The sequence below is a fragment of the Candidatus Marsarchaeota archaeon genome (genome assembly GCA_023473665.1).
In the GTDB taxonomy this organism is placed as follows: domain Archaea; phylum Micrarchaeota; class Micrarchaeia; order Micrarchaeales; family Micrarchaeaceae; genus JAMCYM01.
Genome location: JAMCYM010000003.1, coordinates 221,189 through 234,507, shown reverse-complemented (window position 1 = coordinate 234,507; position 13,319 = coordinate 221,189). Strand labels below are relative to the sequence as shown.

Genomic DNA, 13,319 nt, shown 5'->3' with positions numbered 1-13,319 from the left:
TCATGGCTTACAAGAGCTACAGCGGTTCGCTGAGGCACGTAGGCCTGTTCTCCAGGCATTTGCCGAACAGCGCCTGGCTCCTCGCGCTGCTTGTAGCAGTAGGCCTGGTGGCAGGCACGTTCGACGTTCTGCTCTCGAATTACAGCATGGCAGCCACGCACTTCCCGCACATCCTGATAGGCGGGGTGCTGACCGGCCTTCTTGCCATAGTGCTGCCAGCGATCCTCACCGTGCTGATAGCAAAGTCTGCGCGCCGGTACGTAGGGCTGAAATACATCCTTTTTGCCACGCTTGTAGCCACGGTCTCGTACTCCGTGTTCCTGGTGCTCAGCGGCACCGTGTATGCCCTGACGCACCTTTACTACATAAGCGTGATAATAATACTGCTCGGCGATGCAAGCCTGTTCAGCTGGTGGATCTTCGTCAACAAGATGCTGCTCCACAGGGGCAAGGCAGCGGCGCTATTGTCGGTTGCGCAGCCCACGCTTAATGTCCTGTTCTTCATACCATCAAGCAGGTTCACGTTCGTGACGCTGAGCCCGCTGGGGCCACTGCTCATCAAGCTTTATGCTGGCGTCTTTGTTTTCCTTATCATGACATACCTGGTGCTCTACCTGGTAGACTCGCCGCTGCGCAAGAGCCTTGGCTACAGCGGCATAGACGCATTCACGCAGATGCTGCAGAACTGGCTCTTCAACATAAACGTCACCACTCCGGCCAGGAGCGGTGGAGCCCAGGTCGGCATGCGCATACCGATCGACACGCACACTATAGTGATGAAGAGCAGGGCTGGCAAGATCCTGGGCACGTTCTTTGTGCCTGACATACATTACGGCCCTGTCGGCACGCTGGGCAGCAGCAACTTCCCGTACATGCTGGAAAGGCGCGGCAACGCACTTACAAAGGCTCCGACCTTCGTGATGCACACAGCGGTAAACGATGACTACAACGCCATATCGAACGACCAATACGCAGTAGTGAGGCGCTCGTTTGAGGAGGGCCTGAATGGCGCGTCTCCGACAGGAAAGGGCGCGGTCCTGCTGCGCAGCAGGTACGGCGATTCGAACATAACGGCCATCGCATTCGGGAACGTAGGGCTTACCCTGCTCACAAGGGCGCCGAAGATAACCGAAGACATAACGCCCGAGGCTGCTGCTGTAATAAGGAAGACGCTCGAGAAGCACTTCGAGAACCCGGTGCTGATAGACATGCACAATTCCAGGTACGAATCTGCATCAAAGGATGAGCTTGCCACCATAAGGTTCCCGTCGCGCAGGCTTGACGAGTATGTCAGCGCCGCAAGGTCGCTCGTGGTGGAGCACAGGTCGGCAGGGCTCTCGTTCGGCGCAGCTGCCGTGGAGATGCACTCGCTTGCTGGCTCTACCGACATAGCTCCAGGAGCGCTGAATGCCGCCATTTTCTCGATAGGGAGATGCAAGTACGCCATACTGCAGTTCAACGCCAACAACATGCTGCCGCAGCTCAGGGACGAGATCATAAAGCACGTGCGCAAGAGGCACGGGCTTGAGGCGGAGGTGCTGACTACAGACACGCATTACGTGAACTCGCTTGGCAGCGTGGCCAGCAACGTGCTTGGGAGGACTACCAGCTTCAAGAAGCTGGCTCCGTTCGTAGACGCAGCGATAGAGAAGGCGCTAGCGGGCATGGAGCCTGCAAGGCCTTTCTACATGCACGGCGTGATGGAGAGGTTCAGCGTATGGGGCTCGAACCAGCGCGAAAAGGTTGTCACAGCGCTGGATTCGATGGTGGCATCGATGAAGATGCTTGTGCCGCTGATAATAGCGGCAGGCTTCTTCGCAGCCGCCTGGATCATATATTTCATATGATACGACATGGGATTAGATGGGGTATGGCGTGCAGCTTCCGATGTATGCGCTTGGAGTATCAGTGGCAGCGCTCTCGGCCCTGCTCGCATGCTACTACAGGAGCAGCCTCTTCAAGTTCACGCTCGGCATGACGGCACTTGTAATAGCGTTCGTGTTCTTCACATATGCCGGGTTTTTCGACATTTTCATCGGAGCTGTTGCGATAGGCGGCCTGGCCGGATGGATTGTGGCGTCGGCATATGAGAAAAGGCAAAAGCGCAAGGCCGATCATCGCGTTGAGCGCAGGAGGGACATAGTCCATGCAGTCATCGGCGTAGTCGTGATAGCGCTGTTCTATTTTACTGGGCAGACGACCGCACGGTATGTGCTCCTGGCCGGCATGTTGGTACTCTATATGCTGAATGCCGCCCTGAATCATTACAAAGGCGGCCCAGTGGCTAAGTTGCTTGGAAGGCTGGAGAAACCCGATGTAATATATGGGAAGGGCGCAGCGCTGCTGGCGTTCGGGGCGCTTCTTGTCGCATCTTTCATATACCAGAACAGCTATTTGGAGTTCGCATTCGTGGCGCTGTTTTTAGGCGACGCTGCAGCTACGCTCACTGGCACATTTTTCGGCAGGATAAAGCTACCATATTCGAAGAACAAGAGCCTTGCGGGCTCTCTCGCATTCTTCGCAGTGGTTGGAGCACTTGGCGTGCCGCTGATAGGGTGGTATGCACTGCCGGCCGCGCTCGCGCTTGCATTCTTGGAAAGCATCGAAACGCGCGTTGACGACAATGCGCTTGTCGCAATAGGGGCCGTGGCGCTCTACGCGATCTTTGCTGCCATCTGATTAGCAGTCAGATGCACCTTGGCAAGGATCTTGAGAAGCGCCTTTGTATTGCTTGCCTCGCCGCCTTGCGCGTTTATAGGTGTTTCCATCACGAAGCTCCCGTGCCTGAATGCTTCATTGGAGAAAAGCGCCTCGAAGCCCTTCTCTCCTATGAATCCCTTGCCTATGTGCCAGTGCCTGTCTAGCCTGCTGCCCTTCTCGAACTTAGCGTCGTTCAGGTGCACAAGGCCCAGCCTGTCGAGGCCTATCCCGCTTTCAATCTCTTTTACCATTGAGCTTATGCCTTCAGGCGTGCGCAGCTCGTAGCCGGCTGCGAATGCATGGCACGTATCCAGGCAGAGGCCTAGGCGCCGCGAGCCCACGCCGTCTATTATTTCGGCGATCTCGCCGAACTTCGAGCCAATGCTGTTGGTGTAGCCAGACGTGTTCTCCAGCAGTATGCCGACGCCGCCCACCGAGTCGAGAGCGCTGCCTATGGATTCAACAGCCATGGCTATGCCGTAATCTGTGCCTTTCCCGAGGTGCGAGCCGAGGTGTATTACCAGGCTCTTCACTACGAGCATGGCGCAGTTCTCCAAGTTCTTTACGAGCATGGACCTGCTTTTCCTGAGCACAGGCAGGTTGGACGAGGCCGGATTGCACAGGTAGGGTATATGCGCATAGGGCTCGGTGCCGCATTCTGCGACGTAGTCCCTGAAGGTCTCGGCATCGCCCTTGCCTATTGGCTTCTGCTCCCACGACCTGGAGCTGGCGGTGAAGAGCTGGAAGGCACCGTAATGCTTTGAGCATGCCTCCATCGCGGAGTTGGACACGCCGCCAGCTATGGAAAGATGGAACCCAAACCTTATCATTATATCGACGACAGATTTGCATTTGCATGAATGCCGCTACTCCGCGGCACGTAGCTTAATTTAAAAGCCTTACCTTTAATAACTACTCTGCACTCTTGGGTGCTAATCTTCACATTTTGGGGGGCAGGTAATTTGAAACAGAGAGGATTTAGTCTCTACGACGTCGAGGAATTCCTCAAGAAGGCAGGTGCAGAGCGCATAAACGAGAATGCGGTCGCGTGCCTTGAGAGGGAGATCGAGGAGACCGTCAAGGACATGGTAGGAGAGGCGAGGCTCTATGCCAATTATGCTGGCAGGAAGGCGCTCATCAGGCACTCGGATTTAGAGCTTATAGGCACAAATGGCGGGCGCGTGCTGGTTTACGGAAACCCGACCAAAAAACGCGCAGCGGTAAGGCGCAAAGCCAGGCCGTTCAGGCGACCTACAGTCGACGTGATCAGGGCCAAAGTTCAGCCATGACCAAGCACAATCAAAAGCCGGGCTTATAAGAGATTAAGGAACTTTAGCCCGAAGGCCAGTGCCACGAACCCTATTTCTATCAACCACATGTAGAGCGACACTTCCCATTCCTTGCAGCGCTTCATGTTCATGATAAGGTGCGTCCAGCTGTAGACCTTCTTTCCGTACTGTGACGCCAACGTGCCGTCAGGCTGCAGCTTGCCCAGGTCTGTGACCTTGAACTTCTTGCGCAAATGCAGGAAGAACTCCACGAAGAAAGGCAGGAATATTATCACTCCGAAAGCCTCCATGTTGCCCAGCACCATTATGCCAAGGAGGGCTGCGCCCACGCCAAAAGTAAAGCTGTCGCCAGGTATGATCTTCGCAGGATAGACGTTGAAGAGGAAAAACGCGAGCACTGTGGCGAAGAGCACGCCTGACAGAAGCGCGCCTATGTAGCTGCTGAACAGTATGCCGTAGAGCAGCATGGCCCCGCTGAGGACCAGCGCGCTGCCGCTCGCTATTCCGTCGAAGCCGCCGAGCAGGTTGAATGAGTTTGATACGAATATGACGGCAAGCGGTATTATCAGCAACGGATAGAAGAGCCCGAACGACACCTGGCCTATGAACGGCAGCTCTATCGTAGACACGCCTGCATTGATCGCCATGAATGGAAGCGCCCCTACCAGCGTGAGCAATGGCCTCTGCCACTGCCTCAGGCCCCTCTTCGTGTCCTTCCTGTCCTTTGTGACAGTGAGCTTCTGCACATCGCCCCTGAACACCAGCTCGTCAAGGAACCCGCTTACAGTTATCAGCAGCACTGCAGTAAGAACAGCGAACAGCTCGTACAGATGCACCACTGGCGAATAGAGATTGAAGCTGCTACCGAATATATATGCAAGCAGGCCTATGGTGAAGCCGAACGCGACTGCTATGCCGCCACCGCTGGGCAGCTTCCTTTTGTCGGCCTTGTTGTGGTCGGTTATCGTTATTCCTGCCTCGCGCATGTAGCCGATGATAAACTTTGTCGCGATCAGCGTTATCACAAACGCGACAATGGCAGGTATCAAGATTGTTAAATAGGTGTGGAACACGCTAACATCGCTCAAACCGATGATAAGTGCGCGGTTTTAATAAGCAAACGACACTGATATATAAATAGTTATCAGATATTGCTTTACTGTGCCCCCTTAGTATAGCTTGGACAGAACGCGAGCTTGCGGAGCTTGAAACCCGGGTCCAAATCCCGGAGGGGGCGTTTAACTTCAAGTAAGGAACCCTTATAAAAAGGTTTGAACACTTATTTGGTTTTCCTGCGTGATATAAAGACGATGAATGCTTGAAAGAAAATTATCTCTTCTTTACAATTTTATACAGGGTTTGATGGAGGAAGATTAGCATTTTTCTTTTTTTGTTTTAGGTTTTTATTCAGCAGGATTAAATGTAAATAACTTATTATACCACTAGCAGCTATGGAAATAATAACTAAAACATAAATATAAAACATCGTTATTCCTTTTATTATAGATATGGAAATAGAACTAACAGATAAAAGTATAGCAGTAGTAAGTAGAAATGTGTTGACCCCGATATTTTTTATTGAAATCTTTTGATTTTCGATTAAAATATTTCCGATTTTATCTATTTTTTCTAATAGTTCCTTGTCTTCCTTTTCCATATAATCACTTATACGTTCATTTACCTCTTTCTGCTAACCATTTAGCTCCTTTGGGATAAACCCATATTAACCCTATCGCAAAGAATATAGCTCCTGCTATTATACCGATAAAGAACCAAAATATGCCGGTGAACAATGAGCCAAAGTTAGAAACGCTTGATACTGCTTTATGGTAATAGTTAGTATAAACTATGTCAGATGCAACGAATAATATAATCGCTATAGCTACGAAGATTGAGCCTAAATACTGTTTCATTTTAGTTACTATTTTTACACCTTTGCTTTAATCTTTTTGAAATAAGTCATTTTTACTAGTAGGCGTTCATAAAGTAGCTCTATTGGCGCAGATATACCTAGTAGCATAAGCATAATTGATAAATCCATTAACATTATGTCTCCTGGATAAGCTGAATACATTAAAGCACTAACTATGAAAAACAAAGCAATAACAGTATATACAATAGGGAAAAATGCCATATCTATTTCTTCTTTGAGTTTTTCTTTGTCTTTTGTTTTAATATTTAGAATGTAGTTTTTAGAGTCTTTGTAAAATTCTAGTCCTATCAGTATGCTTATGGTGCTAGCAATAACTAAATCTCCACAAATATCTATAACTTGTTGAGATGAGTTTATACCGATTGAAGAAGCGGCTATAATAAAAGAGGATAATAACACTAGTAAAATAACTTTGAATCTAAATTTGAGCTTTTCAGTGGTAATCCCTTTTAAAAATTTGTAGAATAGGCATATTGCAATCACTAAAAATATTAAAGAGAAAATAATTTGTAAAACATATACAGAATATGAGTATATTCTTAAAGAAATCGAGATTATGGCTAAAATAAAAAATATTGTGAGAATTTGGGAATTTTTAGTGTAACTATCTACTTTCTTTTTAGCTCTTTCTACCATAAGCCTCAAATATCTATTATATTAGATAAATCTAAATGTTTTATTCTCGCTAAAATATAACTTTATCGAAGGCGGGTTCCTTAATTTACGAGGGGAGACGGAGGGGGCGTCACTTCACCTTCAGATGCCTGCCGTTTATGTTGTGCCCGAGCTGCTGGGCCTTGGCGGCAAGGTGTTCGGCAACGATCTTGTTCTTTGGCGATATGTGTATGTTGACCGCCTTTGTAGGTATGCCTGCCTTTTCCAGCCCTTCGATCTTGCTTGGATTGTTGGTGAGCAGCCTTACAGATTTCACGCCTATGTATTTCAGCATAGCAGCAGGGGCAGCGTAGGACCTCTGCTCCTTCTTGTAGCCGAGCTTCTCGTAAGCCGAATAGATGCTCAGGTCTGCGCCGGTCTTCTGGTCCTTGGCAGGCACGACATTGCCGCCATCCCACCTAAACGCCTTGGCGTAGGCCTTGATCTTGGCCTCTATGCCGTTTCCGGCGCCTTCCTGGTCGAGATACACGAGCACGCCCCTGCCTTCCCTCCTTATCCTGCGCATGGCCTCGTCGAGCTCCTCCCTGCATTCGCAGTTGTTCGCATGGAAGAGCTCGCTGGTCGCGCACGAGGAATGCACTCTGACTAGCACGCCATTGGGATGCGCCTTTATGTCGCTCGGTTTCCTGTATACCATCATGGTGTGCTGCCTGCCATCGGCGCTGTCGCGGAACACCATGTATGTCCAGCCGCCCAGGTCTGTGGGCAGCGGCGTCTCTCCGATAAGTTTCAGCATTGGATTGCCTATGCACTATGTGCACGCACTCTTTGCACATGAAGGACTTTAATTATTGCCGTGGTATGATTGCTGTCAAGCTCCCATAGTATAGCTTGGACAGAATGTGGGCTTCCGGAGCCTGAGACTCGGGTTCAAATCCCGATGGGAGCAATTAATAGTGGGGGTTATATATAACTCAAAGATTTTGGACATCAAAATTTCAGAAAAATGGAAATGAATAAATATTTATTCGGAAAGAAGTTAATACATGGATGGTAACAAAGATTCTTTCAAAGAGGGATTTGCTCACCCTTTGTTTGCAGTAACATTTTCTATAATTTTTTCAGCATTAAGCAATATACAAGGCTTTAACTTTTCGTTTCTGAAGACATCTAGTTTTGAAATTTCATTTCTTATGATGCTATTTGAAATTGCAATCGGGGTTGTGTATGCTTCTAAATCCGCTTGGAGTGGCTTATTATATGTTGGTGGTATAACACTTATAACATACTTGCTGCTAATAAGTTCTATAAAAATTGATTTGTTCGGATGGATTGGTGGATTCGGGGCTGTTGTTTTTGTCATCTTAACAGTGCTAAGAAAACACCATTTAAAATATAGCTCCATTAAAATTTAAAACCATTTAAAATTGTAATAAACAAAAAATTTATAAGATGTGTATGCAAAGTAATAGTATGGCAAAAAGTTTACTAGTCTTTATATTTGGTCTTATTATAGGAGGAATTTTAGTATATTTGTTACTACACTATTCTATTATTACAAATATAAATTCAGTTATTTCAACAAACACAAACTCAAATATCGTGAACTCTCAGGTATCTTATAATCAAAGTATTATACAAGCATGCGAAAACAATGTTAATCAAAACCTCGGTATTTTAGAAAACAAAATACCTTCTTCTACCTCAATAAACATTGTAAATGTAAGTGTATTTAAAAAAGGAGCAAATATTAATAATTGGTTAGCAACATGGTCTTATGTTGGCTTACCAATGAACAGTGGCTATCCTGAATCTTTTACTTGCGAGCAAGGAACAGACATTTACTTTTGCAATGACTTACAAAATTTGGAACAAAATAGCTCTATGTCTCTGGGTATCGCCGTATCTGTTAAGGCCGCAGTTCAGAATTATGGAGGACATCCTGTAACGTTTTTGATACCTGTTCTGTGTGGAGTAAGTAATACCAAAGTACAATTAATGCCCCAATCATCTTTGTTTTTAATTAATGGTGATTTATATTTTCTAAACTAGTTTTAAAACATTAAAAATTAGTTTATAATAAAAAGGGACTACATATGAGATCAAATAAAATATTAAAAAACTATTATAAGCTAATATTTTGCATAGTCATACTTCTACTCCTAATTGTCTTTGTGATTGTTGGAATGGAGTTTTCCGCTCTTGCTTCAAAATCGTTATGGGAAGACATACCTTTTGCAATTACTATAATTACAATGTTAATCATCATATACAATTATTTTTCTAAAAAACAAAGAATAATTACAGCTAATTTGCTTATTTATTTATTCAGTTCAAGTTTTACACTAGTTTATATATCAGCCATACTAGGACTGCTTAATATTTCCGCTTTGTCTCCTTCTTTAATTGCTGCTACAGGAATATTAGCTACAATCTCCCCACTAATAGGATTAGAAATTCTGAAAGAAGGAAGTAATTTTAAAAGTACTGCGATATTGTTTATGTTGACATCCATATTCTCTATATTATCCCTATTTTCAGAGGTGCTATTATTAATCACTGCATTAGACAAATTATTACAATTAGCTCTCTTAACTATAATATTCACCCTTTTACTATTTAGTATTATTACATTTATTATTGGTTTGTTAAATGTTTCTTACTTTAAAGGTTTATTAAATAGAAAAATCTTAAGCAAGTAGTAATTTTCTATTTTATACTTTTTACTTTTTGACTTCATTAATATACTTATCAACAATTGTTTTGGTAGTTCTGCTTAACTGTATTCCTGAATCTGGCATCCAATAAGCTAGATGATGTACATCATGATGATTTGGTTTTGGTGTTCCTTTAGCTTCAATTAGAAAGACCTTGTGTAAATTACGTATTTTTCTTCCGTCATCAGGTTCATTATATTCAAACAAAAATGTTACTTTGGTTGCCTTTAGTCCAGTTTCTTCTCTAAGCTCCCTTATTGCCGCTTTTTCTCTGCTCTCTCCTTTATTAGCACCACCACCTGGCAACAACCATGTTTTGTGATGAGAAGCCACTAATATACCGTTTGGTGTGTCAACTATTGCTGTACCTCTTCGTCTAATTATTTGATTAATGCTATGATATTCGTTTAGCAAAGATAAGTACTTACTCATATCTGCAGTATTAGATTCAGATAGTTTCTTTATTTCAACAACATAATCTACATGAAGCCACCCTTTTTCTTTATACACTTTTTTATCAAAAATTAGATCAGAATTCGGAATTTTAAGTGTAAGCAGCACTTGTTTGCTGTGAGGTTTTCTAAGGTATACGCTGCATGTATCCTCATTTTCAACCTTGAAGTTACAGGGTAAGCTCCTATCTTTATATCTTGCTTTAACACTTATGTTTGTTCTTATTCGTTTTGTCCATTCTTCCCTTATACCTGGTTGAGGCGATGGTAAAATAATCTTTGTGTAATTTTTATTTATTCTTATTGTTTTTGGATGGTACAATACACCTATTCGTGGGCGAAAACCTCGCCTCCACAATAGAAAGAAATTTTTAATTTTAGTGGAGAATGATGATGTATCTCCTAATTTTGATTTTACCATACACTGAACCATTCGACTTTTTTAGCAATCTCTCTATATAATTTAATCTTTACCTTCTTTTATGTGTTTCGTCAGCACAATATTTACGTTTTATAGATAGCGTAGCTATATTCATATAATCAGTTAGTCACTTTGCAAGAAGAAAAATAAGCTATTAATGTTCGCTTCAATTAATCTACGAAACTACGGCCATCGTTTATTTTCTCTTTGTGCTTTAATCTTACCCTTCTCCTCGTAATATCCCTTCATTTCGCTCATTTTCTCAAATTCTCTATGTTCTCTTTTATTTGCATCGTATTGTCTTTGGTCTTCTATACGTCTACTCCGCCATGCTCTAAAACCACCGCGTTCATGGACAGTTGCTATTGATGCTGCTATAATAAATACCAAGAATAAGACTAGGAAAATTAGTCCTAAAAGAGTGTCAGTGAAAACAAACAAAGCTCCCAATATAAAGAAAATAATGCTTACGGCAGCTAATTTAGTTGATCTCTTCATAATTATACTTGAAAAAGAAATAATAAAAAGATTACCAAAAAAATGTGAATTTAAAATTTTGGTTCTACTCACCTATTTTACTCATAACCTTCCTATAAACCTTAATCTTCTTTCCTTCTTTTATATGTTCCTATGTGTACTACGATCCTTTCCGTTCATATGTGGAAACAATAGCTTATTCTGGAATTTGGTACAAACCAGCACCGACATGCTTTAATACTTTTAATGCGATAACATTGGGGGATGAAAATGAGGATCGCTATAATAGGCACCGGGCACGTTGGGACAAGCATCGGCACTGCGCTTCTCGAGAAGAAGCATGAGGTCATCTACGGCTCCAGGAACCCGCGTTCCGCTAATGTTCCGAGCGGCGCGAAGGTCGTCGATCAGGCAGAGGCCGCGAAGAGCGCAGACATAGTCGTAATGGCAATACCCTATTCTGCGCTTTCCGATACCGTAAATGGCATTGGCGCCGACGCATTCTCTGGCAAGACCGTCATAGATGTCAGCAACGTCTATACCAAGAACATGGAGTGGGCATTCGGATTCAGCACCTCCGGCGCGGAGGAGCTCGCGAAGCTTGTGCCCGATGCAAACGTAGTGAAGGCCTTCAACACCATATTCGCGAAGCACATGAGGGTCGGCGCTCTGAAGGGTGAGAAGCTGACGCTCTTCATGGCGGGCGACAGCAAAGAAGCAAAGGCTCGCGTCAAGGAGCTTGGGGAGAGCATAGGCTTCGATGTGGTAGATGCCGGCAAGCTCAGGAATGCAAGGTACCTTGAGGCACTCGGCATGATGAACATAGACTTAGGCTTCAATCAGAAGCTGGGCGAGGACATAGGCTTCAGGCTGGTAAGGTAAACCTAGCCCTTCGCGACGCCGAGCGGCACGAGCCTGGCAACTATGTTTGATATCTTGGCGCCAGCTACGCTAGCCACAACGTCATCAACGTTCTTGTAGGCCCATGCAGCTTCCTCGCTGATGAGCTTCCTGCTCCTGACCCTGAACTCGACGTGCTTGCTCTGCAGGTCGCTCATAGTCTTAGATGCAGGTATGTCGCGTATCGCCTGGTGCCTTGACATGAGTCTTCCAGAGCCGTGGCACGATGAGCCGAAGCTCTCCTCCATTGCTTCCTGCCTGCCGGCCAGCACATAGCTCGCAGTGCCCATGCTGCCCGGTATTATAACAGGCTGGCCGACTGCGCGGTATATCTTCGGCACGGCCTCGTTGCCAGGGCCGAATGCCCTGGTGGCGCCCTTCCTGTGCACATACAGCTTCATGCGCTTCCCGTCAACGACGTGCTCCTCCAGCTTTGCGATGTTGTGCGCAACATCATATACGAGCTCCATGCCGAGCGCGTCTGCGCTCTTTCCAAACACCTCGGTGAAGCTCTTCCTTACCAGGTGCGTCATGATCTGCCTGTTTACGAACGCGAAGTTCACTGCAGAGCGCATAGCGGCAAGGTAGTTGTCGGCTTCCTTCGAGCCCGTGTATGCGTAGAGCAGCTCAGGGTCAGGCAGGGCTATGTGCTCCTTTGCCCTGTATTCCTCGAATGTGCGCAGGTAGTCGCTGCATACCTGGTGGCCGTAGCCGCGTGAGCCGCTATGGAGCATTATCACTATTTGATCCTTTTCCAGGGCGAACGCCTTGGCGATGTTTTCGTCAAGCACGTGCTCCACCTTCTGCACTTCTAGGAAATGGTTGCCCGCGCCAAGAGTGCCGAGCTGCGAGACGCCGCGCTTCTTGGCCAGGTCGCTCACCTTGTCCGGATCTGCGCCCTTCATAGAGCCGTTCTCCTCGGTGCGGTCGACGTCGTCGCTGAAGCCGAAGCCCTTCGAGATTATGTAGGGCACGCCTTCTATTGCTACCTTCTCAAGGTCGCCCCTCGTGAAGCCCAGGCTTATCTTGCTGCCTACGCCGCTTGGCACGTTTGCGAACAGCCTGTCCATGAGCTGCGGGAGCCTTGGGCGCACGTCGCTCTCCTTCAGGTCTGTCTTTATCAGTCTGACACCGCAATTGATGTCGAAACCAATAGCCCCAGGCGATATTATGCCATTTTGAGCATCGAATGCTGCAACACCACCTATCGGAAAAGAATATCCTTCGTGGCCATCCGGCATTACAAGCATAGAGCTTACGATCCCGGGAAGCGATGCTGCGTTGACCGCCTGCATGAGCGTCCTGTCCTTGCCGATAGAATTTATTATGTTCTCGTTGGCATAGATGCGCACAGGCACTTTCATGTTGCGCGATGGGTCTATCGCTATCTCATGAACGAAGTCGCTTACCTTTTTGAGTTCGAATCCCATCTGACCATCGCGTTGGAGTAAAAGTATGACGAAAAAGCGCCGGCTTAACCATACCTTTAGACTGCTGAGCCTATATAAATATTTGGTTACAAAATAATCCGAAGAATCTTTCAAAGCGAGTCGTGCCTTCGTTTGGATTTACGTTTAATCGGTGAACTTATGGCAGCAGATCCGGAATTTGCAATCGCGGCTGCAATCGCGATAGCTGGAGGACTAATAGGCACTGGAATGGCGCAGCAGGGAATAGGCGCAGCAGGCATGGGAATAATAGCGGAGAGGCCTGAGAAGTTCGGCCAGGTGCTGTTCTTCTTCGTTATACCCGAAACCCTTTGGATAATCGGCTTCGTGCTCGGCCTGATATTGCTCCTGCAGATACTTTGAACCG

General features: G+C 46.1%; 17 protein-coding genes and 2 tRNA genes. 9 read left to right on the top strand and 10 right to left on the bottom strand.

Going from position 1 to position 13,319, the window contains the following annotated elements:
- Positions 1-2 precede the first annotated feature (2 nt).
- The gene (locus M1158_04115) at positions 3-1,847 is read left to right on the top strand and encodes a DUF2070 family protein (GenBank protein MCL5100270.1); all 1,845 of its coding nucleotides are present in this window, start codon (positions 3-5) and stop codon (positions 1,845-1,847) included.
- 16 nt (positions 1,848-1,863) lie between these two features.
- A complete protein-coding gene (locus tag M1158_04110; protein MCL5100269.1) occupies positions 1,864-2,679 on the top strand; it encodes a hypothetical protein in 816 nt (271 codons plus the stop codon).
- Here the strand turns inward: M1158_04110 and M1158_04105 are convergent.
- Positions 2,655-3,530, bottom strand: coding sequence for a deoxyribonuclease IV (locus M1158_04105; GenBank protein ID MCL5100268.1), 876 nt, complete (start codon positions 3,528-3,530; stop codon positions 2,655-2,657). The two genes, M1158_04110 and M1158_04105, sit on opposite strands and share 25 nt — an antisense overlap.
- Before the next feature lie 132 nt (positions 3,531-3,662).
- Between M1158_04105 and M1158_04100 the strand changes: the two genes are divergently transcribed.
- Positions 3,663-3,989, top strand: a complete 327-nt coding sequence (locus tag M1158_04100; protein ID MCL5100267.1) for a hypothetical protein — start codon at positions 3,663-3,665, stop codon at positions 3,987-3,989.
- Positions 3,990-4,012: 23 nt separating this feature from the next.
- Here the strand turns inward: M1158_04100 and M1158_04095 are convergent, their stop codons facing one another.
- Entirely contained in the window at positions 4,013-5,077 is a 1,065-nt protein-coding gene (locus tag M1158_04095; protein ID MCL5100266.1) for a hypothetical protein, read from the bottom strand.
- A 75-nt stretch (positions 5,078-5,152) separates the two neighbouring features.
- Here M1158_04095 and M1158_04090 point away from each other — a divergent pair.
- Positions 5,153-5,226: transfer RNA gene (locus M1158_04090), tRNA-Arg, on the top strand.
- A gap of 111 nt (positions 5,227-5,337) precedes the next feature.
- Here the strand turns inward: M1158_04090 and M1158_04085 are convergent.
- From M1158_04085 to M1158_04070, 4 genes are all read right to left on the bottom strand, one after another.
- Positions 5,338-5,646, bottom strand: a complete 309-nt coding sequence (locus tag M1158_04085; protein MCL5100265.1) for a hypothetical protein — start codon at positions 5,644-5,646, stop codon at positions 5,338-5,340.
- Between the two features lie 16 nt (positions 5,647-5,662).
- Entirely contained in the window at positions 5,663-5,902 is a 240-nt protein-coding gene (locus tag M1158_04080) for a hypothetical protein (protein ID MCL5100264.1), read from the bottom strand.
- Positions 5,903-5,916: 14 nt separating this feature from the next.
- On the bottom strand, positions 5,917-6,558 hold the full coding sequence (locus M1158_04075; GenBank protein MCL5100263.1) for a hypothetical protein: 642 nt from the start codon (positions 6,556-6,558) through the stop codon (positions 5,917-5,919).
- Positions 6,559-6,667: 109 nt separating this feature from the next.
- Positions 6,668-7,333, bottom strand: a complete 666-nt coding sequence (locus M1158_04070) for a GTP cyclohydrolase II (protein MCL5100262.1) — start codon at positions 7,331-7,333, stop codon at positions 6,668-6,670.
- Between the two features lie 79 nt (positions 7,334-7,412).
- On the opposite strand from M1158_04070, the gene M1158_04065 reads away from it, so the two are divergent.
- Positions 7,413-7,486, top strand: a tRNA-Arg gene (locus tag M1158_04065).
- A gap of 135 nt (positions 7,487-7,621) precedes the next feature.
- Here M1158_04065 and M1158_04060 read toward each other — a convergent pair.
- Positions 7,622-7,900: a hypothetical protein gene (locus tag M1158_04060; protein ID MCL5100261.1), complete on the bottom strand. Its 279-nt coding sequence runs from the start codon at positions 7,898-7,900 to the stop codon at positions 7,622-7,624.
- A 110-nt stretch (positions 7,901-8,010) separates the two neighbouring features.
- Here M1158_04060 and M1158_04055 point away from each other — a divergent pair, with 110 nt between their 5' ends.
- Both M1158_04055 and M1158_04050 read left to right on the top strand, forming a co-directional pair.
- The gene (locus M1158_04055) at positions 8,011-8,589 is read left to right on the top strand and encodes a hypothetical protein (GenBank protein ID MCL5100260.1); all 579 of its coding nucleotides are present in this window, start codon (positions 8,011-8,013) and stop codon (positions 8,587-8,589) included.
- A gap of 44 nt (positions 8,590-8,633) precedes the next feature.
- On the top strand, positions 8,634-9,239 hold the full coding sequence (locus M1158_04050) for a hypothetical protein (protein ID MCL5100259.1): 606 nt from the start codon (positions 8,634-8,636) through the stop codon (positions 9,237-9,239).
- A 21-nt stretch (positions 9,240-9,260) separates the two neighbouring features.
- On the opposite strand, the gene M1158_04045 is transcribed toward M1158_04050, so the two are convergent.
- Together M1158_04045 and M1158_04040 are read right to left on the bottom strand one after the other, a co-directional pair.
- Positions 9,261-10,127 carry an NUDIX hydrolase gene (locus tag M1158_04045; GenBank protein MCL5100258.1) on the bottom strand — a complete coding sequence of 289 codons (867 nt, stop codon included), beginning with the start codon at positions 10,125-10,127 and terminating at the stop codon, positions 9,261-9,263.
- A 183-nt stretch (positions 10,128-10,310) separates the two neighbouring features.
- Positions 10,311-10,625: a hypothetical protein gene (locus M1158_04040; GenBank protein MCL5100257.1), complete on the bottom strand. Its 315-nt coding sequence runs from the start codon at positions 10,623-10,625 to the stop codon at positions 10,311-10,313.
- A 249-nt stretch (positions 10,626-10,874) separates the two neighbouring features.
- On the opposite strand from M1158_04040, the gene M1158_04035 reads away from it, so the two are divergent.
- Entirely contained in the window at positions 10,875-11,486 is a 612-nt protein-coding gene (locus tag M1158_04035) for an NADPH-dependent F420 reductase (GenBank protein MCL5100256.1), read from the top strand.
- Positions 11,487-11,488: 2 nt separating this feature from the next.
- Here M1158_04035 and M1158_04030 read toward each other — a convergent pair whose 3' ends face one another.
- Positions 11,489-12,934 carry an RtcB family protein gene (locus M1158_04030; GenBank protein ID MCL5100255.1) on the bottom strand — a complete coding sequence of 482 codons (1,446 nt, stop codon included), beginning with the start codon at positions 12,932-12,934 and terminating at the stop codon, positions 11,489-11,491.
- A gap of 159 nt (positions 12,935-13,093) precedes the next feature.
- Between M1158_04030 and M1158_04025 the strand changes: the two genes are divergently transcribed.
- Positions 13,094-13,315, top strand: coding sequence for an ATPase (locus M1158_04025; protein ID MCL5100254.1), 222 nt, complete (start codon positions 13,094-13,096; stop codon positions 13,313-13,315).
- The last annotated feature ends 4 nt before the right edge of the window (positions 13,316-13,319 follow it).

Bases quoted from the DNA above. Each gene is read 5' to 3' on its own strand.
- M1158_04115 (MCL5100270.1), top strand. From the start codon at position 3: ATGGCTTACAAGAGCTACAGCGGTTCGCTGAGGCACGTAGGCCTGTTC.
- M1158_04110 (MCL5100269.1), top strand. From the start codon at position 1,864: ATGGGGTATGGCGTGCAGCTTCCGATGTATGCGCTTGGAGTATCAGTG.
- M1158_04105 (MCL5100268.1), bottom strand. From the start codon at position 3,530: ATGATAAGGTTTGGGTTCCATCTTTCCATAGCTGGCGGCGTGTCCAAC.
- M1158_04085 (MCL5100265.1), bottom strand. From the start codon at position 5,646: ATGGAAAAGGAAGACAAGGAACTATTAGAAAAAATAGATAAAATCGGA.
- M1158_04080 (MCL5100264.1), bottom strand. From the start codon at position 5,902: ATGAAACAGTATTTAGGCTCAATCTTCGTAGCTATAGCGATTATATTA.
- M1158_04075 (MCL5100263.1), bottom strand. From the start codon at position 6,558: ATGGTAGAAAGAGCTAAAAAGAAAGTAGATAGTTACACTAAAAATTCC.
- M1158_04070 (MCL5100262.1), bottom strand. From the start codon at position 7,333: ATGCTGAAACTTATCGGAGAGACGCCGCTGCCCACAGACCTGGGCGGC.
- M1158_04060 (MCL5100261.1), bottom strand. From the start codon at position 7,900: ATGACAAAAACAACAGCCCCGAATCCACCAATCCATCCGAACAAATCA.
- M1158_04055 (MCL5100260.1), top strand. From the start codon at position 8,011: ATGGCAAAAAGTTTACTAGTCTTTATATTTGGTCTTATTATAGGAGGA.
- M1158_04050 (MCL5100259.1), top strand. From the start codon at position 8,634: ATGAGATCAAATAAAATATTAAAAAACTATTATAAGCTAATATTTTGC.
- M1158_04045 (MCL5100258.1), bottom strand. From the start codon at position 10,127: ATGGTAAAATCAAAATTAGGAGATACATCATCATTCTCCACTAAAATT.
- M1158_04040 (MCL5100257.1), bottom strand. From the start codon at position 10,625: ATGAAGAGATCAACTAAATTAGCTGCCGTAAGCATTATTTTCTTTATA.
- M1158_04035 (MCL5100256.1), top strand. From the start codon at position 10,875: ATGAGGATCGCTATAATAGGCACCGGGCACGTTGGGACAAGCATCGGC.
- M1158_04030 (MCL5100255.1), bottom strand. From the start codon at position 12,934: ATGGGATTCGAACTCAAAAAGGTAAGCGACTTCGTTCATGAGATAGCG.
- M1158_04025 (MCL5100254.1), top strand. From the start codon at position 13,094: ATGGCAGCAGATCCGGAATTTGCAATCGCGGCTGCAATCGCGATAGCT.